Source organism: Hanstruepera marina, assembly GCF_019880635.1.
Taxonomy (GTDB): Bacteria; Bacteroidota; Bacteroidia; order Flavobacteriales; family Flavobacteriaceae; genus Hanstruepera; species Hanstruepera marina.
Genome location: NZ_JAINVX010000002.1, coordinates 241,199 through 261,063 on the forward strand (window position 1 = coordinate 241,199; position 19,865 = coordinate 261,063).

Annotated in this window: 18 protein-coding genes and 1 tRNA gene; 9 read left to right on the plus strand and 10 right to left on the minus strand. The window is 34.4% G+C overall.

Features of this window, described 5'->3' with window-relative positions; genetic code table 11:
* The first annotated feature begins 47 nt into the window (after window positions 1-47).
* The 3 genes from rpoB to K7G76_RS08875 are packed head-to-tail and all read left to right on the plus strand — an operon-like array spanning window position 48 to window position 8,562.
* Window positions 48-3,860, plus strand: coding sequence for a DNA-directed RNA polymerase subunit beta (gene rpoB, locus K7G76_RS08865; protein ID WP_223033845.1), 3,813 nt, complete (start codon window positions 48-50; stop codon window positions 3,858-3,860).
* Window positions 3,861-3,891: 31 nt separating this feature from the next.
* Window positions 3,892-8,193 carry a DNA-directed RNA polymerase subunit beta' gene (gene rpoC / locus K7G76_RS08870; protein WP_223033846.1) on the plus strand — a complete coding sequence of 1,434 codons (4,302 nt, stop codon included), beginning with the start codon at window positions 3,892-3,894 and terminating at the stop codon, window positions 8,191-8,193.
* 51 nt (window positions 8,194-8,244) lie between these two features.
* A complete protein-coding gene (locus K7G76_RS08875; protein ID WP_223033847.1) occupies window positions 8,245-8,562 on the plus strand; it encodes a DUF3467 domain-containing protein in 318 nt (105 codons plus the stop codon).
* A gap of 126 nt (window positions 8,563-8,688) precedes the next feature.
* Here the strand turns inward: K7G76_RS08875 and K7G76_RS08880 are convergent, their stop codons facing one another.
* Both K7G76_RS08880 and K7G76_RS08885 read right to left on the minus strand, forming a co-directional pair.
* A complete protein-coding gene (locus K7G76_RS08880) occupies window positions 8,689-8,919 on the minus strand; it encodes a (4Fe-4S)-binding protein (protein WP_223033848.1) in 231 nt (76 codons plus the stop codon).
* Between the two features lie 141 nt (window positions 8,920-9,060).
* Window positions 9,061-10,650, minus strand: a complete 1,590-nt coding sequence (locus K7G76_RS08885; protein WP_223033849.1) for a peptide chain release factor 3 — start codon at window positions 10,648-10,650, stop codon at window positions 9,061-9,063.
* A 120-nt stretch (window positions 10,651-10,770) separates the two neighbouring features.
* Here K7G76_RS08885 and idi point away from each other — a divergent pair, with 120 nt between their 5' ends.
* The 5 genes from idi (at window position 10,771) to K7G76_RS08910 (ending at window position 13,103) form a co-directional block, all read left to right on the plus strand.
* Window positions 10,771-11,313, plus strand: coding sequence for an isopentenyl-diphosphate Delta-isomerase (gene idi / locus K7G76_RS08890; RefSeq protein WP_223033850.1), 543 nt, complete (start codon window positions 10,771-10,773; stop codon window positions 11,311-11,313).
* Window positions 11,294-11,704 carry a 6-pyruvoyl trahydropterin synthase family protein gene (locus tag K7G76_RS08895; protein WP_223033851.1) on the plus strand — a complete coding sequence of 137 codons (411 nt, stop codon included), beginning with the start codon at window positions 11,294-11,296 and terminating at the stop codon, window positions 11,702-11,704. Before idi ends, K7G76_RS08895 begins: the two co-directional genes overlap by 20 nt.
* Window positions 11,704-12,675, plus strand: a complete 972-nt coding sequence (locus K7G76_RS08900; RefSeq protein WP_223033852.1) for a type I phosphomannose isomerase catalytic subunit — start codon at window positions 11,704-11,706, stop codon at window positions 12,673-12,675. Before K7G76_RS08895 ends, K7G76_RS08900 begins: the two co-directional genes overlap by 1 nt.
* 27 nt (window positions 12,676-12,702) lie before the next feature.
* A complete protein-coding gene (locus tag K7G76_RS08905; RefSeq protein ID WP_223033853.1) occupies window positions 12,703-12,972 on the plus strand; it encodes a hypothetical protein in 270 nt (89 codons plus the stop codon).
* 57 nt (window positions 12,973-13,029) lie between these two features.
* Window positions 13,030-13,103: transfer RNA gene (locus K7G76_RS08910), tRNA-Thr, on the plus strand.
* Window positions 13,104-13,161: 58 nt separating this feature from the next.
* Here the strand turns inward: K7G76_RS08910 and K7G76_RS08915 are convergent.
* The 8 genes from K7G76_RS08915 to K7G76_RS08950 form a co-directional block, all read right to left on the minus strand.
* Entirely contained in the window at window positions 13,162-13,857 is a 696-nt protein-coding gene (locus K7G76_RS08915; RefSeq protein WP_223033854.1) for a DUF4369 domain-containing protein, read from the minus strand.
* 49 nt (window positions 13,858-13,906) lie between these two features.
* A complete protein-coding gene (locus tag K7G76_RS08920) occupies window positions 13,907-15,217 on the minus strand; it encodes a DUF819 family protein (RefSeq protein WP_223033855.1) in 1,311 nt (436 codons plus the stop codon).
* Window positions 15,218-15,273: 56 nt separating this feature from the next.
* Window positions 15,274-15,459 (minus strand): Arc family DNA binding domain-containing protein, encoded by a 186-nt coding sequence (locus K7G76_RS08925; protein ID WP_223033856.1) that lies wholly within the window; start codon window positions 15,457-15,459, stop codon window positions 15,274-15,276.
* 7 nt (window positions 15,460-15,466) lie between these two features.
* Entirely contained in the window at window positions 15,467-15,973 is a 507-nt protein-coding gene (locus K7G76_RS08930; protein WP_223033857.1) for a DUF1648 domain-containing protein, read from the minus strand.
* Between the two features lie 2 nt (window positions 15,974-15,975).
* Window positions 15,976-16,134, minus strand: a complete 159-nt coding sequence (locus tag K7G76_RS08935) for a DUF4177 domain-containing protein (RefSeq protein WP_223033858.1) — start codon at window positions 16,132-16,134, stop codon at window positions 15,976-15,978.
* A gap of 3 nt (window positions 16,135-16,137) precedes the next feature.
* Window positions 16,138-16,998, minus strand: coding sequence for an SPFH domain-containing protein (locus K7G76_RS08940; RefSeq protein WP_223033859.1), 861 nt, complete (start codon window positions 16,996-16,998; stop codon window positions 16,138-16,140).
* A 244-nt stretch (window positions 16,999-17,242) separates the two neighbouring features.
* Complete coding sequence (locus K7G76_RS08945) at window positions 17,243-18,169, minus strand: alpha/beta hydrolase (protein WP_223033860.1); 927 nt, start codon at window positions 18,167-18,169, stop codon at window positions 17,243-17,245.
* Between the two features lie 364 nt (window positions 18,170-18,533).
* A complete protein-coding gene (locus K7G76_RS08950) occupies window positions 18,534-19,133 on the minus strand; it encodes an alpha-ketoglutarate-dependent dioxygenase AlkB family protein (protein ID WP_223033861.1) in 600 nt (199 codons plus the stop codon).
* A gap of 32 nt (window positions 19,134-19,165) precedes the next feature.
* Here K7G76_RS08950 and K7G76_RS08955 point away from each other — a divergent pair, with 32 nt between their 5' ends.
* Window positions 19,166-19,840: a M15 family metallopeptidase gene (locus K7G76_RS08955; protein ID WP_223033862.1), complete on the plus strand. Its 675-nt coding sequence runs from the start codon at window positions 19,166-19,168 to the stop codon at window positions 19,838-19,840.
* The last annotated feature ends 25 nt before the right edge of the window (window positions 19,841-19,865 follow it).

Below are 19,865 nucleotides of genomic sequence, written 5' to 3' on the forward strand. Positions count from 1 at the left end.
GACATACTACGCAGTCACATTTTTTTTAATCAAAATTCCGTCCATTGATGTTAGCAAAACAAGCTGAAAGATTAAATTTCTCGTCTATTGTCAATAGAACCGAATATCCAGACTTTATGGATATTCAGATAAAATCCTTCCAGGATTTTTTCCAGCTAGAAACTAAATCTGAAGAACGAGGAGATGAAGGGTTATACAATACCTTCATGGAAAACTTCCCAATAACAGACACACGTAATCAATTTGTTTTAGAATTTTTAGATTACTTTATCGACCCGCCACGTTACACCATAGAAGAGTGTATTGAGCGTGGACTTACATATAGCGTTCCGCTAAAGGCCCGATTGAAACTGTACTGTACAGACCCTGAACATGAGGATTTCGAGACCATTGTTCAAGATGTGTACTTAGGTACTATTCCTTACATGACGCCTAGTGGTACATTTGTAATTAATGGTGCTGAACGTGTTGTTGTATCACAATTACACCGTTCTCCAGGTGTATTCTTTGGTCAATCATTTCACGCAAACGGAACAAAATTATACTCAGCAAGAGTAATTCCATTTAAAGGATCTTGGATTGAATTCGCTACAGATATTAACAGTGTTATGTATGCGTATATTGACCGTAAGAAAAAGTTACCTGTTACTACCTTATTCAGAGCCATAGGTTTTGAAAGAGATAAAGACATTTTAGAAATTTTTGATTTGGCAGAAGAGGTAAAAGTATCTAAAGCCGGATTGAAAAAAGTATTAGGACGTAAATTAGCTGCACGTGTTCTTAACACATGGCATGAGGATTTTGTTGATGAAGATACGGGTGAAGTAGTATCTATTGAGCGTAACGAAATTGTTTTAGATCGTGATACCGTTCTTGATAAAGAGAATATTGAAGAAATCCTTGAAACTAGTGTAAAAACAATTCTTTTGCATAAAGAGAGTGCACAACAAGGTGATTACGCCATTATTCACAATACATTACAAAAAGATCCAACAAACTCTGAAAAAGAGGCTGTTGAACACATATACCGTCAATTACGTAATGCAGAGCCGCCAGATGAGGAAACTGCTCGTGGCATTATTGACAAGTTATTCTTTTCAGACCAACGTTACTCATTAGGTGAAGTAGGTCGTTACAGAATGAACAAAAAATTAGGTCTTGATATTGGAATGGACAAGCAAGTGCTTACCAAAGAAGATATCATTACCATTATTAAATATTTAATAGAGCTTATCAACTCTAAAGCAGAGATTGATGATATTGATCACTTATCAAACCGTCGTGTACGTACTGTAGGTGAACAATTATCACAACAGTTTGGTGTTGGTTTAGCACGTATGGCTCGTACTATTCGTGAGCGTATGAACGTTCGTGATAATGAAGTGTTTACACCAATTGATTTGATTAATGCCAAGACATTATCGTCTGTTATTAACTCATTCTTTGGTACTAACCAGTTATCTCAATTCATGGATCAAACGAATCCATTGGCAGAGATAACACACAAACGTCGTTTATCAGCTTTAGGACCTGGAGGTCTATCAAGAGAAAGAGCAGGTTTCGAGGTTCGTGACGTTCACTATACACACTACGGAAGATTGTGTCCTATTGAAACACCTGAAGGGCCAAACATTGGTTTAATTTCTTCATTATCGGTTTACGCTAAAGTAAACTCAATGGGATTCATTGAAACGCCTTATAGAAAAGTTGAAGATGGTGTGGTTGATATTAAAGGTGATCCAATTTATTTAAGTGCTGAAGAGGAAGAAGAGCAATTAATTGCTCAAGCAACTGTTGAAGTTGACGACAAAGGTAAAATTGTACATGATAAGGTAATTGCTAGAATGGAAGGTGACTTCCCAGTAATTGAACCAAATCAAGTTCATTATACTGATGTAGCTCCTAATCAGATTGCCTCTATTTCAGCGTCATTAATTCCATTCTTGGAACATGATGATGCAAACCGTGCCTTAATGGGATCAAACATGATGCGTCAAGCAGTTCCATTATTACGTCCGCAAGCGCCAATTGTTGGTACCGGATTGGAAAGACAGGTTGCATCTGATTCTCGTGTATTAATTAATGCAGAAGGAAGTGGTGTTGTTGAGTACGTTGATGCCAATGAAATTGTTATCAAATACGATAGAACTGAAGATGAAGCTAAAGTAAGTTTTGATAGCGATACCAAGACGTATCCATTAGTAAAGTTTAGAAAAACTAACCAAGGGACTTCCATTAACTTAAAGCCAATTGTTAAAAAAGGTGATAAAGTTAGCAAAGGTCAAGTACTTTGTGAAGGTTATGCAACTCAAAATGGAGAGTTAGCTTTAGGTAGAAATATGAAAGTAGCCTTTATGCCTTGGAAAGGGTATAACTTTGAGGATGCGATTGTGATTTCTGAAAAAGTGGTTCGCGAAGATATCTTTACGTCTATCCATATTGATGAATATTCTTTAGAAGTACGTGATACAAAATTAGGAAACGAAGAGTTAACTAACGATATCCCTAACGTTTCTGAAGAAGCTACCAAAGATTTAGATGAACACGGTATGATTCGTGTGGGCGCTGAAGTAAAACCTGGTGATATTCTTATTGGTAAGATTACACCTAAAGGTGAATCAGATCCTACTCCGGAAGAAAAATTATTACGTGCCATTTTTGGTGATAAAGCCGGTGATGTTAAGGATGCATCATTAAAAGCGTCACCTTCATTAAATGGTGTTGTAATTGACAAAAAATTATTTGCTCGTGCTGTAAAAGATAAACGCAAGCGTGCTCAAGATAAAGAGGATATTGCACAGTTAGAAGCATTATATAATAAGAAGTTCGACGACTTACAGAGTATTTTAGTTGAAAAATTATTTGCTATTGTAGGTGGTAAAACTGCTCAAGGTGTTTATAATGATTTAGGTGAAGAGGTTTTACCAAAAGGTAAAAAGTACACACTTAAAATGTTAAACGCTGTTGACGATTATGTTCACTTAACAAGTGGACAATGGACAACAGATGACGCTACTAATAAATTGGTTGCCGATTTAATTCACAACTACAAGATTAAAGAAAATGACTTACAAGGTTCTTTACGTCGTGAGAAGTTTACAATTTCTGTAGGAGATGAATTGCCAGCTGGTATCATCAAATTAGCTAAAGTTTATATTGCTAAAAAGCGTAAGCTTAAAGTTGGTGATAAAATGGCAGGTCGTCACGGTAACAAAGGTATTGTAGCGCGTATCGTTCGTCAGGAAGATATGCCATTCCTAGAAGATGGAACACCTGTTGATATCGTATTGAACCCACTTGGTGTACCATCGCGTATGAACATTGGTCAGATATATGAAACTGTTCTTGGATGGGCCGGTCAAAAATTAAACCGTACGTATGCAACACCAATTTTTGATGGTGCTACGTTAGACCAAATCAATGAGTTTACAGATGAAGCTGGAATTCCAAGATTTGGACACACCTATCTATATGATGGTGGTACTGGTGACCGTTTTGACCAACCAGCAACCGTAGGTGTTATCTACATGTTAAAGCTTGGTCATATGGTTGACGATAAGATGCACGCACGTTCTATAGGACCTTACTCATTAATTACGCAACAGCCATTAGGTGGTAAAGCACAGTTTGGTGGTCAGCGTTTTGGTGAAATGGAGGTTTGGGCTCTTGAAGCTTACGGAGCGTCTGCAACATTAAGAGAAATATTGACCGTTAAATCTGATGATGTTATTGGTAGAGCCAAAACATACGAAAGTATTGTTAAGGGTGAGCCAATGCCAGAGCCTGGATTACCAGAATCATTCAATGTATTAATGCATGAATTAAAAGGTCTAGGATTGGATATCAGATTAGAGGAGTAGTTAATTAAAAAAATCATTTCAACCATATATTATGGCAAGAAAACAAGATAAGAATACAGTACAGAGATTTAACAAAATCTCAATTGGTTTAGCTTCACCAGAATCTATTTTAGCAGAATCTAGAGGTGAAGTTTTAAAGCCAGAAACTATCAATTATCGAACTCATAAACCAGAGCGTGATGGTTTGTTTTGTGAGCGTATTTTTGGTCCTGTAAAGGATTATGAGTGTGCTTGTGGAAAATACAAGCGTATACGATACAAAGGTATTGTATGTGACCGTTGTGGTGTTGAAGTAACTGAAAAGAAAGTACGTCGTGATAGAGTAGGACACATTAATTTAGTGGTTCCTGTTGCGCATATCTGGTACTTCCGTTCGTTACCAAATAAAATAGGTTATTTACTTGGTTTACCATCTAAAAAATTAGATATGATCATTTACTACGAACGTTACGTAGTAATCCAACCAGGTATTGCCAAGAATGCAGAAGGTGAGCCAGTACAAAAAATGGATTTCCTTACTGAAGAAGAATATTTAAACATTTTAGAGACCCTTCCGCAAGAAAACCAATATTTAGAGGATACTGATCCTAATAAGTTTTTGGCTAAAATGGGAGCTGAATGTTTAATTGAGTTGTTATCGCGTATTGATTTAGATGAATTATCATTTGAATTACGTCACAAAGCGAATACTGAAACATCTAAACAACGTAAAACTGAAGCGTTAAAGCGTTTACAAGTTGTTGAAGCATTGCGTGAGTCTAACGAAAACCGTGAGAATCGCGCCGAGTGGATGATTATGAAAGTTATTCCAATCATCCCACCAGAATTACGTCCTTTAGTACCATTAGATGGTGGGCGTTTTGCAACTTCAGATTTGAATGATCTGTATCGTCGTGTTATTATCCGTAACAACCGTCTTAAAAGATTGGTTGAAATTAAAGCACCGGAAGTGATTTTGCGTAACGAAAAGCGTATGTTACAGGAATCTGTAGATTCGTTATTTGATAATACGCGTAAGTCTTCTGCTGTTAAAACGGATTCTAACAGACCATTAAAATCATTATCAGATTCATTAAAAGGTAAGCAAGGACGTTTCCGTCAAAACCTTTTAGGTAAACGTGTTGATTATTCTGCTCGTTCGGTAATTGTCGTTGGTCCTGAATTAAAATTATACGAATGTGGATTGCCAAAAAATATGGCAGCAGAATTATACAAACCTTTCGTAATTAGAAAGTTAATTGAAAGAGGTATTGTTAAGACTGTAAAATCTGCAAAGAAAATTATAGATAAAAGAGAGCCTGTGGTTTGGGATATCTTGGAAAATGTTCTGAAAGGACATCCAGTATTACTTAACCGTGCTCCTACATTGCACAGATTGGGTATTCAAGCTTTTCAACCAAAATTAATTGAAGGAAAAGCTATCCAACTACACCCATTGGTAACTACGGCATTTAATGCCGATTTTGATGGTGACCAAATGGCGGTACATTTACCTCTTGGTCCAGAGGCTATTTTGGAAGCACAATTATTAATGTTAGCTTCTCACAATATCCTTAATCCAGCTAATGGTTCACCAGTAGCGGTACCATCTCAAGATATGGTACTTGGATTATACTATATGACCAAGGAACGTAGATCTACTGATGATGTAAAAATTAAAGGTGAAGGATTAACGTTCTATTCTCCAGAAGAAGTAATCATAGCTTACAATGAAAAGCGTGTTGATTTGAACGCAGCTATCAAAGTAAGAACATGGGATTTCAATGAAGAAGGTAAGTTAACCTTACAAATAATTGAAACGACAGTTGGACGTGTGTTATTTAATGAAAAAGTACCGCACCATGCAGGATTTATTAATCAGGTATTGACTAAAAAATCACTTCGTAACATTATTGGTGATATTTTAAAAGTTACTAGTGTTCCTGAAACAGCAGAGTTCCTTGATGAAATAAAAACATTAGGTTACAATTTTGCATTCCAAGGAGGTCTATCATTTAGTTTAGGTGATATTATTATCCCACCAGAAAAGCATGATATGATTGATAAGGCTAATGGTTTAGTAGACGGTATTACGGCTAACTATAACATGGGGCTTATTACAAATAACGAACGTTACAACCAAGTTATTGATATTTGGACCTCTACAAATGCTGAATTGACTGAATTGTCAATGAAGCGTATTCGTGAAGATCAACAAGGTTTTAACTCGGTGTACATGATGCTTGACTCTGGAGCTCGTGGATCTAAAGAACAGATTCGTCAGCTTACAGGTATGCGTGGATTAATGGCTAAACCTAAAAAATCAACTGCAGGTGGTGGTGAGATTATTGAAAACCCTATTCTTTCTAACTTTAAAGAAGGTCTTTCAATTTTAGAATACTTTATCTCTACGCACGGTGCACGTAAAGGTCTTGCGGATACGGCTCTTAAAACAGCAGATGCTGGTTACCTTACGCGTCGTTTAGTTGATGTTTCTCAAGATGTTATTGTAAATAGCGAAGATTGTGGAACATTGCGAGGTGTTGAAGTTACTCCGTTGAAGAAGAACGATGAAGTTGTTGAAACTCTTGGCGAACGTATCGTAGGTCGTATTTCATTAAACGATGTATACAATCCACATTCAGACGAGCTGTTAGTAGCTAGTGGCGAGATGATTGATGAAGTTGTTGCTAAATCTATTGAAAATTCACCAATTGAATCGGTTGAAGTACGTTCACCATTAAGTTGTGAAGCTAAAAAAGGTATTTGTGCTAAATGTTACGGCCGTAATTTGGCAACTGGTAAAATGGTTCAACGTGGTGAAGCTGTAGGTGTAGTTGCTGCACAATCTATTGGAGAACCTGGTACACAGCTTACATTACGTACGTTCCATGTAGGTGGTATTGCTGGAAACATATCAGAAGAGAATAAATTGGCTGTTAAGTTTGACGGTATTGCTGAAATTGATGAATTAAAAACTGTAAAAGGAGAAGATTCTGAAGGTAATGCAGCTAATATTGTTATTTCTCGAACATCTGAATTAAAATTAATAGATAAGAAAACTGGAATTACATTAAGTACAAATAACATTCCTTATGGTTCTACTATATTCATTAAGAATGGTCAAGAACTTAAAAAAGGCGAGGTTGTTTGCCAATGGGATCCATATAACGGTGTAATTATTTCTGAATTTGCAGGTAAAGTTCGTTATGAAAATATTGAACAAGGTGTTACTTATCAAGTTGAGATTGATGAACAAACTGGATTCCAAGAAAAAGTAATTTCTGAATCTAGAAATAAGAAATTAATTCCAACATTGCATATTGATGATGCTAAAGGAAATGTTATCCGTTCTTATAACTTACCTGTTGGTGCTCACCTTATGATTGACGATGGCGAAAAAATTAAAGTTGGTAAGATTTTAGTTAAAATCCCTCGTAAATCAGCTAAATCTGGTGATATTACAGGTGGTCTTCCTCGTGTAACAGAATTATTTGAAGCACGTAACCCATCCAACCCAGCAGTGGTGAGTGATATTGACGGTGTCGTTTCATTTGGTAAGATCAAAAGAGGTAATCGTGAGATTATTGTTGAATCTAAATTAGGTGATATCAAGAAATACTTGGTTAAATTATCAAATCAGATTCTAGTTCAAGAAAATGATTTTGTTAAAGCGGGTATGCCATTATCTGATGGTTCTGTAACTCCAAACGATATTTTAAATATTAAAGGACCTTCAGCTGTACAACAATATTTAGTAAATGAAGTACAGGAAGTTTATCGTTTACAAGGTGTGAAAATTAATGATAAGCACTTTGAAGTTGTTGTAAGACAAATGATGCGTAAAGTTAGAATTATTGATTCTGGTGATACGACATTCCTTGAGAATCAATTAGTTCATAAATCAGACTTTATCGAAGAAAACGATGAAATCTTTGGAATGAAAGTAGTTGAAGATGCTGGTGACTCTGAAAATATTAAAGCAGGTCAAATTATTTCACCTCGTGAATTGCGTGATGAAAATTCATTATTACGTCGTGAAGATAAGAAGCTAGTTGAAGCACGTGATGCGCAACCAGCTACAGCAACGCCAATACTTCAAGGTATTACAAGAGCGTCATTACAAACTAAATCATTTATTTCAGCTGCATCGTTCCAAGAAACTACAAAAGTTCTTAACGAAGCTGCTGTAAATGGTAAAGTTGATACTTTAGAAGGACTTAAAGAAAATGTAATTGTTGGTCATAGAATTCCTGCTGGAACAGGTATGAGAACTTACGAAAACATTATTGTTGGTTCTAAAGAAGAGTTCGATGAGATGATGCAAGTGAAGCAAGAAGTTAATTATAACTAATATTAAAAATAGCGTGAAGAAATTCACGCTATTTTTTTATATAATACTATTATGAGTGATAATAAAAATCAAAAAAAACAAGGTCAGATAAATATTGAAATTGATGAAAAAGTAGCCGAAGGGACTTACTCCAATTTGGCTATAATTAACCATTCAGTTTCTGAATTTGTTGTTGATTTTGTTAGTATAATGCCAGGTACGCCTAAAAGTAAGGTGAAGTCGCGTATTATTTTGACGCCTCAACATGCTAAACGCTTATTAAAGGCTTTAGGTGAAAATGTTGCTAGGTTTGAAAATGCCCATGGTGAAATCAAAGATTACGAGCAACCACCAATACCTTTGAATTTTGGTCCGACGGGTCAAGCCTAATTTTAATTGGTGAAGAGTTGCTCGACATGTTTACATGTAGCAACCACCAATACCTTTGAATTTTGGTCCGACGGGTCAAGCTTAAACAAGTTTTTTAAAGAAAATGAATAGGAGAGGTTTGCTTTTTTAGCAAGCCTCTTTTTTATTTAAGCAAAACTGTAAGGCACCAGATGGGCATTTTTTAACTTGCTTAATAATTTCTTCTGTAGAAGCTCCATCAAGATCAATCCAAGGAATTACAGAATTTCTAAAAACATTAGAAAGCTCACGAGCACAACGTTCGGCATTTATGCAAGCATTAGGGTTATAGGTAACAGTAATATCATTATTACTGAAAACATTGTCGTTTGTTTCCATAAGTAGATTAATATTTGGGGTTATAATCTATACTAAATGTAAATATCAAGTTAATTCAATCATACTAAATATCGATTAAAAGTATTAAAAAATCGATAAAAAGCAAATTTTTGCTAAAAAATTAGATAAATGACACTGTAATTAATTGAATTCAGAAGTAAAATGGAACCTAATACTAGGATATTTCTGCTGTGTCATTTGTAATGAAAAAGGTGAGTCAGCTAGAAAAACTAACTGATCGTGTTTATCCTTTGCTAGAAACCGTTGCTTTACCCTCAAGAATTCTTTATACTCTTCGTTCTTTTCATCTTCGGGATCTACCCAACAGGCTTTATGGACATTTAAATTTTCATAGGTACATTTGGCTCCATACTCATGCTCTAATCTGTATTGAATGACTTCATATTGTAGCGCACCAACTGTTCCAATAACCTTGCGACCATTTAGTTCTAATGTAAATAATTGCGCTACACCTTCATCCATTAGCTGGTCAATCCCTTTAAAAAGTTGTTTCGATTTTAAAGGATCGGCATTATTAATGTACCTAAAATGCTCTGGGGAAAAGCTAGGAATACCTCTATAGTTGATATTTTCGCCTTCAGTTAAGGTGTCTCCAATTTTGAAATTTCCAGTATCGTGTAAACCTACAATATCACCAGGATAGGAAACATCTACAATTTCCTTCTTCTCTGCAAAGAAAGCATTAGGGCTAGAGAACTTTAACTTTTTATTGTTTCTAACATGTAGATAGGGCTTATTGCGCTCAAACTTACCCGAAACTATTTTTACGAAAGCTAATCTATCACGATGATTAGGGTCCATATTAGCGTGGATTTTAAAAACAAACCCAGTAAATTTTTGTTCATCAGGTTTTACTAACCGTTCTTCACTTTGTTTTGGCCTTGGTTTTGGAGCAATTTCAACAAAACAATCTAGCAATTCACGAACTCCAAAATTATTTAAAGCAGAACCAAAGAAAACAGGTTGCTGCTTACCATTTAAATATTCTTCTTTATCAAATGTAGGATAGATACCTTCAACCAATTCAATTTCATCTCGTAGTGTATCTGCAGCGTTATCTCCAACTAATTTGTTAAGCTCTGGAGAGCTTAAGTCGTTAATTTCAATAGTTTCCTCAATATTTTTTCGGCTATCACCACTGAATAGGTTTACATTTTTTTCCCAAAGATTATAAATGCCTTTAAAATCGTAGCCCATTCCAATAGGAAAGCTCAATGGAACAACGCTAAGTCCTAGTTTCTGTTCAACTTCATCCAATAAATCAAAAGCATCTTTCCCTTCACGATCCAACTTGTTAATAAAAACAATCATCGGAATATTACGCATACGGCAAACTTCAACCAATTTTTCGGTTTGTTCCTCAACACCTTTGGCAACATCAATAACTACAATAACACTATCTACAGCAGTTAAAGTTCTAAAAGTATCTTCAGCAAAATCCTTGTGACCAGGAGTGTCAAGAATATTAATTTTAATACCATTATATTCAAAAGCCAAGACCGAAGTAGCTACAGAAATTCCTCTTTGGCGCTCAATTTCCATAAAGTCACTTGTAGCTCCTTTTTTAATCTTGTTACTTTTTACAGCACCAGCTTCTTGAATAGCGCCTCCAAAAAGTAATAATTTTTCGGTTAATGTAGTTTTTCCAGCATCAGGATGCGATATAATCCCGAATGTTCTACGTCTTTCTATTTCACTTTTAAAACTCATAATATGCTTTGAAATATGGGTTGCAAAGATACTTTTAAAATTGTCAATTTATAAAGCCTTAACACATTTTATAATTAAGTATAGGAATATTAATGTATATCTTGGTATTTTTGTGAAACTATGATTGAAGAACACGTTATCCTCGTTAATGAAAACGATGAACAAATAGGATTGATGCCCAAAATGGAGGCTCATGAAAAAGCGCTATTGCACCGTGCCTTTTCTGTTTTTGTTTTTAATGATAAAAATGAATTAATGCTTCAGCAGCGCGCTTTGCATAAGTACCATTCGCCAGGCTTATGGACGAACACCTGCTGTAGTCATCAAAGAGCTGGAGAAAGTAATATTGAAGCTGGTAAACGCCGTTTACAGGAAGAAATGGGTTTTGTCACCGAACTAGCAGAAACCACATCTTTTATTTATAAAGCGCCTTTTGATAATGGACTGACTGAACATGAGTACGACCATATTTTGATAGGCAGATATCAAGGTGTTCCACATATTAATCCTGATGAAGTGGCCGATTGGAAATGGATGACATTAGAATCGGTTCAAGAGGACATAAAAGTAAACCCCGAATTATATACAGCTTGGTTTAAAATAATTTTCGATAAATTCTATAATTCCATTAACATTTCACAAAATGAAGGTAACGGTAAGTAGGAAAGCCCATTTTAACGCAGCGCATAGATTGTACAGAAAAGATTGGGATTTTGATAAGAACAATGCTGTATTTGGTAAATGTAATAACCCAAATTATCACGGTCACAACTATGAATTGATAGCAAGTGTTACGGGAGAAATTGATAAGGAAACTGGCTATGTGATTGATATGAAGGTGTTGAAAGACATCATAAAAAGTGAGGTTGAAGATGCTTTTGACCATAAAAACCTGAATATAGAAGTACCAGAGTTTAAAGATTTAAATCCAACGGCTGAAAATATTGTTGTTGTTATTTACAACAAAATGAAAGCAAAACTACCAGCTAATTTAGAACTTGAGGTTACCCTTTACGAAACACCAAGAAACTTTGTAAGCTATAACGGCAAATGATGAATAACAATTTACACCCTTTGAAATTTTACCCTATACTAAAAGAAAAGATTTGGGGCGGACAAAAATTAAATACGTTGTTAAACAAACACTCTGACTTACCTAATGTTGGAGAAAGCTGGGAAATTAGTGATGTAGAGGGGGATACTTCCATAGTTTCTAATGGAAACCTTAAAGGAAAATCGTTAAAGCAATTATTAGGTATGTATAAAGAAGAACTTATTGGTGCCAAAAACTTTAAACAGTTTGGAGAAAAGTTTCCTTTACTTATAAAGTTTATAGACGCTAAAGAAGATTTGTCCATTCAATTGCACCCCAATGATGAATTAGCTGCTAAACGTCATAACTCGTTTGGAAAAACCGAGATGTGGTATGTTATGCAATCCGATGAAGATTCTAATTTAATTGTGGGATTTAATCAGGATATGACTGCCGAAAAATATTTGAAGCATTTAGAAGACAAAACGCTCACAAAAATTTTAAATTTTGATAAGGTAAAAACTGGGGACACCTATTTCATTGAAGTTGGCCGTGTGCATGCTATTGGAGCTGGTGTTCTTTTAGCTGAGATACAACAAACAAGTGATATTACCTATCGTGTTTACGATTGGGATCGTGTGGATGATGAAGGTAATGAACGCGAATTGCATAACGATTTAGCTATAGATGCCTTTAACTTTAGCATGCCAGATAACTTTAGGGTTTCTTATAGTAAAACTGAAAACAGGCCTAATGAAATGGTCAGCTGTCCTTATTTTACTACAAATTATCTTGAAGTTAATCAGACTTTAAAGAAGCTAAATAACCACGATTCGTTTATAATTTATATGTGTGTAGAAGGTGAAGCAAATATTACTACAATTAATTCTCAAGAGCATATAAAGAAAGGCGAAACAATACTTATACCAGCAGCAATTAAAGACTTCGAAATTACTGCTAAAAATACTACACTATTAGAAGTTTATGTGTAATTTTGTAGCAAAATAAATTATAGAATTATGGCAAATAAAAGAGACCTAAAAAAGGATATTAATTACGTTTTAGGTGATATTATTGAAGCTGTTTATGTTTGGGAATATTCAAATACAGACAAAGACACAAAAAAAAGTGAAGCTATTATTGATGAGGCTATTGAGACTTTTGACACTTTAATTGCAAAAGTAAACGATAGAAGTGTTGAAGATAAAAAAGCACACTTTAAGGCAATTAATCAGGAGCTTGAATCTAAAGGTCGTGAGTTAATCGAAAAAATAAACAAGTTAGGTTAATTTTAAAAAAAATAATTTGCAAATATAGTTTACAAGATTATATTTGCGAACTGTTTTGCCGATGTAGCTCAGCTGGCTAGAGCAGCTGATTTGTAATCAGCAGGTCGTGGGTTCGAGTCCCTCCATCGGCTCTAAAAAAAACGATACAAAATTTTGTATCGTTTTTTTTTATTCTAGTTTATTTAGTGTTTATTCAGATTTTCTATCCTTGATAAATTCATCTAGCATTAAACCATATTTAGAAGATTTGATTTCTGGATTTAAAGCATTGTTAATAGTATCCAACCATTTAATTTTAGCATCGTAAATTTCTGTTAAAGCGACGTAAGGGGCAACTTCGCTGTCCTTGTTATTAATTGCAAAATTAACGGTATAAAGGTATTTTCCTTTCAATAAGCTTTCATATGCCTTTTGATTTTCAGCTATAGCTATTGAATCTCTGTTGGTTTTTGCTTCAAATTCCTCTTTAATCAATTCTAAACTCCTATCATTAAAGCGGGACATAACCTTTTTATATTCATCAAGTTTTTCCTGTTGTTTTGAACCTTTTATGTCAGCATCAAAAACAAAGTCTTTTAGTGTTGTGTTAATTTCGGTAATGCCTTTATCTGCAAAAAAGGCTATTTTTTTATCGTCGCTATTGGTTTTATTTAAATGAAGATAAAACACCTCAGGAGTTTCTAAATCGCTATGTAATTCAAAAGTAGGATCACCATTAACAATTAAAGAATCTACGCTTATTAAAGTGGAATCTTTTACTTTTTGTAAATAGAGTGTTCCCTTTTTTAGGCCTTTAACTTGCCCTTTTACTGTTAAATCGTATTGTTTCTCACTCGAGCAGGAAACAATTAATAAAGCAATTATAATAGTGATTAAATTTCTCATTGACGTTTAAATTAACGAGCGCAAATATCTTATAAAAATTAATTAAATACTAGCTAACGGCTGCTAATTCCATAAGAATTGTACAACCAATTGCAGCTATGGTTCCAATGGCATACCCAAATACAGCCAATAGCACACCAACAGTAGCTAACGAAGGATGAAATGCTGATGCAACAATTGGAGCAGAAGCAGCACCGCCAACATTGGCCTGACTACCTACAGCTAAAAAGAAGTAAGGTGCTTTTATTAGTTTTGCCATTATAATTAATAACACAGCATGAATGGACATCCAAATCAGTCCTACTGCAATGAGCCCAGGGTTATCAAAAATAGATCCTAAATCAATTTTCATACCTATTGAAGCGACAAGTATATAGATAAATACACTGCCAAATTTACTGGCTCCTGCGCCTTCATAATTTTTAGCTTTTGTAAAAGAAAGTAGAATGGCTATTAGTGTTGCAATACTTATCATCCAAAAGAATTTTGAACCAAGGAATGTAAACGTATTTCTAGTGGTAGCTGAATCAATATTATCCACTATACCTTCAAAATAAGGCGCAAGAATATTTGCGCCAATATGGGAAAAACTTACGGTTCCAAAAGCTATGGCTACAATAATCATAATATCTGTTAAAGACGGATTACGTTTTACACTTTTGGCAAAAGAGGTTACTTTCTCTTTTAAGGATTCGATAGCGGAGTTATCGGCTTTTAACCAGTTGTCAATTATTTTTGAACGGCCTATTCCAATTAAAATAATAGCCATCCAAATATTGGCAACAACTATATCAACAAACACCATTTTACCATATTCTGATTGATTGTATCCATAAATTTCTAGCATGGCTGTTTGGTTGGCACCACCACCAATCCAGCTTCCCGCTAATGTAGATAAACCTCTCCATACCGCATCTGGACCAACACCTCCAACAGTTTCTGGTGAAAACATTGAGACTAAAAGTATGGCTATAGGTCCCCCAATTACAATGCCCAAGGTTCCTGTTAGGAACATAACTAAAGCCTTCCAACCTAAATTAAAAACGGCCTTTAAGTCGATACTTAATGTCATAAGCACCAAAGCTGCTGGTAATAGATATCTACTGGCTACATAATAGAGATTTGTACTGTGTTTTATAACTTCACCAGATTCAGATGTGGTTTCCCATTCAGGAGCAATAAGCCCTGATGTTGTTAAAACAGCGGGTAACATATAAGCCATAAATAGTCCGGGTACTATCTTATAGAATTTAGACCAAAATCCAGTTTTTAATGATTCTGTATAAAAAATAAAACCTAACGTTAACATTAGGAGCCCAAAAACAATTGTATCGTCAGTAAAAATAGGTGCTTCTTGCATATTAGTTTAATTAGAACTGCAAAATACCAAAATAAATGGGTTAAAAAAAGCGACCGTTATTGGTCGCTTTTTTTATTGGTATCTTTTTTTGGCTTTGGGTCACGTTTATGTTCTTTTAAATACTGCATAAGCATCCACTCAATTTGGCCATTGGTACTTCTAAACTCATCAGAAGCCCATTTTTCAATGGCTTTGAGCATGTCTTCATTTATTCGTAATGCAAATGCTTTCTTTTTTGACATTGTAATATTAAGACTTGTTTAATTTTTTATAATATATGAGTATTACAATTGGCAATAATAAACTAAAACCAATTATAACTGGGACAAACCAATTACTTAAATGTATTTGGTTGTCTTTGGCGCTTTGAACAATATAATAAATTATATAAGCAAACATAATAACTGTTAATGTATTAACCACTCTTACTATTCGGGTACTAAATCTGTAATTCTTAAGGGCATTTTCTTCTGTAATATTTACCATGTAATTATGAACATGAGGATATTTATTTAATGCAAATAGTCCAACATACAATACCGTTGCTAATAATGGTATAAACCATAAATACAATTTATTACTATAACCGTCGGCTTCACCTTTGGCATTAAAATGCGATGCGATGGTTTCTGGTAAATTGGTGTATTCAACAAATACATAAATCCATATTAATAACAATAGTGTAATAGAAACCAATTCTAGGAATATATCGATACCTTCAAAAGGGACTTTTATTCTTGGTCTAGTATTACGCATGGTTATCTGTTTTTATTCCTTTCGAATACAACGCTACTCCAGCCTTGCCCAATATGATTAACAACCCAGCCTTCACGAGCGTGTTGATTCAAGATGTCTTCAAAATTTTGTGTTCGATTTTTAAACCCAATTTTTGGTACAATTACTTTATATTCTTTCATCTATTAATGATTTAAAGTTCCAGTATTTAAAACAGGGGATGCATCTTTATCGCCACAAAGGATAACCATGAGATTACTCACCATAGCAGCTTTGCGTTCTTCATCTAAATCAACAATCTGTTTTTTGCCTAATTCCTCTAAAGCCATTTCCACCATACTAACGGCACCTTCAACAATTTTGTGTCTTGCTGCAACAATGGCAGTGGCTTGTTGGCGTTTTAACATGGCATTGGCAATTTCTTGCGCATAGGCCAAATAGCCAATTCTAGCTTCAAGAACCTCAATACCAGCAATAGATAAACGTTCATCTATTTCCTTTTCTAAAGCATTGCTAACCTCATTTACACTAGAGCGGAGTGTAATATCCTCATCAACACCCTCATCTGCAAAATTATCGTAAGGATACATACTGGCTAGCTTTCTTACAGCTGCATCGGTTTGCACGCGAACAAAGTTTTCGTAATTATCTACATCAAAAGCTGCTTTGTAAGTGTTTTGTACTCGCCAAACCAATATGGTGCTTATCATTACAGGATTACCCAGTTTGTCGTTTACTTTTAAGCGCTCGCTGTCAAAATTGCTAGCTCGTAATGAGATTTTCTTTTTGGTATAAAACGGATTTACCCAATAGAAACCGTTTTTCTTTACGGTACCTACGTATTTACCAAATAATAACAGGACGCGCGATCCATTTGGTTGTACCATTATAAAACCAGGAGCAATTAATAAAGCGATGATTAAAATGGGCAAGAATTCTGGCTTATTAGCTGTAATGGCAAATACAATTGTGCCAAAAAATATAAACAAGAATACAAAAAGCATAAGGTAGCCATTTGCCGGAACTATTATTTTTTCTTCTTTCATGATTAAAAATTTATTATGATATTAAAATGATATCACAAATATATCATAAAAATAATTATCCTGCAAATTAAGTTTGGCACGCTAATTGAACACTATAAGTTGTTATTGTAACTTAACTTTAATTAATGTGTGGTTACTTTAATTAAAAACAATAACATTTCATATTTTTGGTTGGTTAGTAAGTAAAAGCATCCCTCTCGGGATGCTTTTCTTTTTGAAGTAAATGATATGTTTTGTGGTTTCCTTATGTCTTGATAAAACCAGAAATTGCAGAAATTAATTGGGGTGCAATTTCACGATAAGACTCATTGTAGGATTTAGAGTTCTCTAAATCATCGCCTTCAATTATAAACAAAACATGGTTCATGTTTTCAATAATTTCCAGTTGTGCACTGTTATTAGCCTCTTTAAGCATGTTAGCTTCTTCAACAGATACTTGAAGATCCTTTGTGCCGTTAACCAATAGTATTGGAATATCAATATCTTTAATGAGCTCTTGTGGATTATAACTCATCCAGTTTGTTATGAACGGCTGTGTATCTATATTGAAAATTGAAGCCAGTGCAGGATGATATTCGGTAGTTGTTTCCCCTTTTTTGAGAATGTCGAAAGTTTTTTGGGCGTCTTCAGATAGACCAGGTGCCGTTTTTTGTATCTGATCCATAATAACGATATCTATTGATTGTCCGGCACCAGCCAAAGAAATATAGCCTTTAACGGTATTTGAAATGGCTAACATACCTACCAAACTGCCTTGACTGTGACCAATTATATATATATTGGGGAAAGTGCCTTGTTTTTCAAAATAATCAACTACAGACTTAGCGTCGGTAACAAAATCATCAAACATAATGTTTTTGTCAACATTGCCTTTTCGTATTTGCTTGACTATACGCTTGTCATAACGAAAAGTTGCTATGTTTTCTTTGGCTAAACCTTGAGCTAGTTTTTTAAGACTATTGCTTTTAAGAAAATTTTGATTACCATCTCTGTCAGTTGGCCCAGAACCAGCTATAATAATGGCTAAATAATCTGATTGGCCAGAATCAGGTAATAATAACGAACCTTCAATATGTTGGTTTACAACAACGTTTTTTTCTTGCGGATTTGATTCTTGTGAAAAACATATAAAATGAAAAACCAGGCAAAGAATTAGAATTGAAGATCTCATAAATAAAAAATAGGGTTTGACTAAATAGCATTTTATCAACGTAAAAATAGGGTTTTAAAATATAATTTTATAACAAATTTTATAAGTTGAATTTTGATTTAAATTGTGTATTTCATCGATAAAAAACATTATTTAATCTTTAAATGTTAAAAAAACATGCATTTCATCGAAAAAATACGTATTTAAACGTGTCTTTTGAGTATTAATTTTACATTTGAAGTGTACTAGAAAGTTACTTTTTAGTTCAATGGATTAATTAATTAATATTTGCATTATGTCGTTGATACTAGAGACCCTAAATCTAACAGCATAATAAAAAATGCAAATTAAATTAAACCGAGGTTGAGGGACCTCGGTTTTTTTATTAAATAATTTGTCGGAATGTTAGATTAATGCGTTCCCCAACTGTTCTTTTAGTCTTTGGAATTTGATGTAGCCAATGCTTCTGCATTTCTCCCGACATGATTAACAGGCTACCGTGCTCCAGTTTTAATTTATACTTTTCGTGTTTTAATGTTCGATGTTTGAAATGAAATAGGCGTTCAGCACCCAAACTAACAGACGCTATAACGGGGTTCTTGCCAAGTTCCTTTTCATTGTCTGCATGCCAGCCATTACTATCATTACCATCTCGATAGAAATTTAATAATACAGAATTAAATAGATAACCAGAAGCTAACTCTACTTGTTTCTTAAGTTTTAATAGTTCTGGGGTAAATATCTTTGGATTCATAGTAATGTTAGAGTAGGTGTAGGTTTTTTGGGTGTTACTATATAAAGCCGTTAAACGTGGTTGCCTATAGGTTTTTCCAAAGATTGTAATATTGTCGTGTTGCCAATCTACCTGCTGTTTTAAAAAGTTAAAAAGCACATTAGCTTCATTGGTGTTTAAGAAGTTGGGTATATATACAATATGGGCTTGTGGTAGTTTTAAAATGGTTTTTTCCGTTGAAAATAAATCCATAGTATTATTTTTTCTAAATTAGCTGATACACTATGAAAAACAAAGTATTTTTACTCGTATTTGTATTAGTGGCTTTAGCCTTCACTAAACAAGACCATTTACCCGAAGGCTTTGTGTATGCCAAAACAATAATTCCTGATTTAGATGTTGAATTACGATATTATTCCACAAATAATTTTGTTGGCGATAGCATTGTTGGCTACAAAGCGAATACCCTAATAATTACAAAGCCTACTGCAGAAGCGCTTAAAAATGTACAAATTGAATTGCAGGAACAGAACCTGTGCTTGAGGGTATATGATGGTTACAGGCCTCAACAAGCGGTTAACCATTTTATGCGATGGGCTAAAGACTTAAATGACACTATTAACAAACATCAATTTTATCCAGATGTAAACAAACGTCATTTGTTTCGCGATGGCTATATAGCTTCACGTTCGGGTCATAGCAGAGGCAGCACTTTAGATTTAACAATTATAAACGGCAATACTCTAGAACCTTTGGATATGGGCAGCCCTTATGATTTTTTTGGAGAACAGTCTTGGGTCGAACATACTAATTTAACTCAAGAGCAAAAACAGAATAGACAGTTGTTGCAAGCCGTTATGCTCAAGCATGGTTTTAGGAATTATCCTAAAGAATGGTGGCATTTTACCTTACGAGGAGAGCCATTTCCAGATACCTATTTTGATTTTGTGATAGAGTAGAGAAGAATTTTTTGCATATCAAAAA

Excerpts from the sequence above, each read along its gene's own strand:
- K7G76_RS08875 (WP_223033847.1), top strand. The coding sequence starts at position 8,245 with ATGAGTGATAATAAAAATCAAAAAAAACAAGGTCAGATAAATATTGAA.
- K7G76_RS08915 (WP_223033854.1), bottom strand. The coding sequence starts at position 13,857 with ATGAGAAATTTAATCACTATTATAATTGCTTTATTAATTGTTTCCTGC.
- K7G76_RS08920 (WP_223033855.1), bottom strand. The coding sequence starts at position 15,217 with ATGCAAGAAGCACCTATTTTTACTGACGATACAATTGTTTTTGGGCTC.
- K7G76_RS08925 (WP_223033856.1), bottom strand. The coding sequence starts at position 15,459 with ATGTCAAAAAAGAAAGCATTTGCATTACGAATAAATGAAGACATGCTC.
- K7G76_RS08955 (WP_223033862.1), top strand. The coding sequence starts at position 19,166 with ATGAAAAACAAAGTATTTTTACTCGTATTTGTATTAGTGGCTTTAGCC.
- rpoC (WP_223033846.1), top strand. The coding sequence starts at position 3,892 with ATGGCAAGAAAACAAGATAAGAATACAGTACAGAGATTTAACAAAATC.
- idi (WP_223033850.1), top strand. The coding sequence starts at position 10,771 with ATGATTGAAGAACACGTTATCCTCGTTAATGAAAACGATGAACAAATA.
- K7G76_RS08950 (WP_223033861.1), bottom strand. The coding sequence starts at position 19,133 with ATGGATTTATTTTCAACGGAAAAAACCATTTTAAAACTACCACAAGCC.
- K7G76_RS08940 (WP_223033859.1), bottom strand. The coding sequence starts at position 16,998 with ATGAAAGAAGAAAAAATAATAGTTCCGGCAAATGGCTACCTTATGCTT.
- K7G76_RS08945 (WP_223033860.1), bottom strand. The coding sequence starts at position 18,169 with ATGAGATCTTCAATTCTAATTCTTTGCCTGGTTTTTCATTTTATATGT.
- K7G76_RS08880 (WP_223033848.1), bottom strand. The coding sequence starts at position 8,919 with ATGGAAACAAACGACAATGTTTTCAGTAATAATGATATTACTGTTACC.
- K7G76_RS08895 (WP_223033851.1), top strand. The coding sequence starts at position 11,294 with ATGAAGGTAACGGTAAGTAGGAAAGCCCATTTTAACGCAGCGCATAGA.
- rpoB (WP_223033845.1), top strand. The coding sequence starts at position 48 with ATGTTAGCAAAACAAGCTGAAAGATTAAATTTCTCGTCTATTGTCAAT.
- K7G76_RS08930 (WP_223033857.1), bottom strand. The coding sequence starts at position 15,973 with ATGCGTAATACTAGACCAAGAATAAAAGTCCCTTTTGAAGGTATCGAT.
- K7G76_RS08885 (WP_223033849.1), bottom strand. The coding sequence starts at position 10,650 with ATGAGTTTTAAAAGTGAAATAGAAAGACGTAGAACATTCGGGATTATA.
- K7G76_RS08905 (WP_223033853.1), top strand. The coding sequence starts at position 12,703 with ATGGCAAATAAAAGAGACCTAAAAAAGGATATTAATTACGTTTTAGGT.
- K7G76_RS08935 (WP_223033858.1), bottom strand. The coding sequence starts at position 16,134 with ATGAAAGAATATAAAGTAATTGTACCAAAAATTGGGTTTAAAAATCGA.
- K7G76_RS08900 (WP_223033852.1), top strand. The coding sequence starts at position 11,704 with ATGAATAACAATTTACACCCTTTGAAATTTTACCCTATACTAAAAGAA.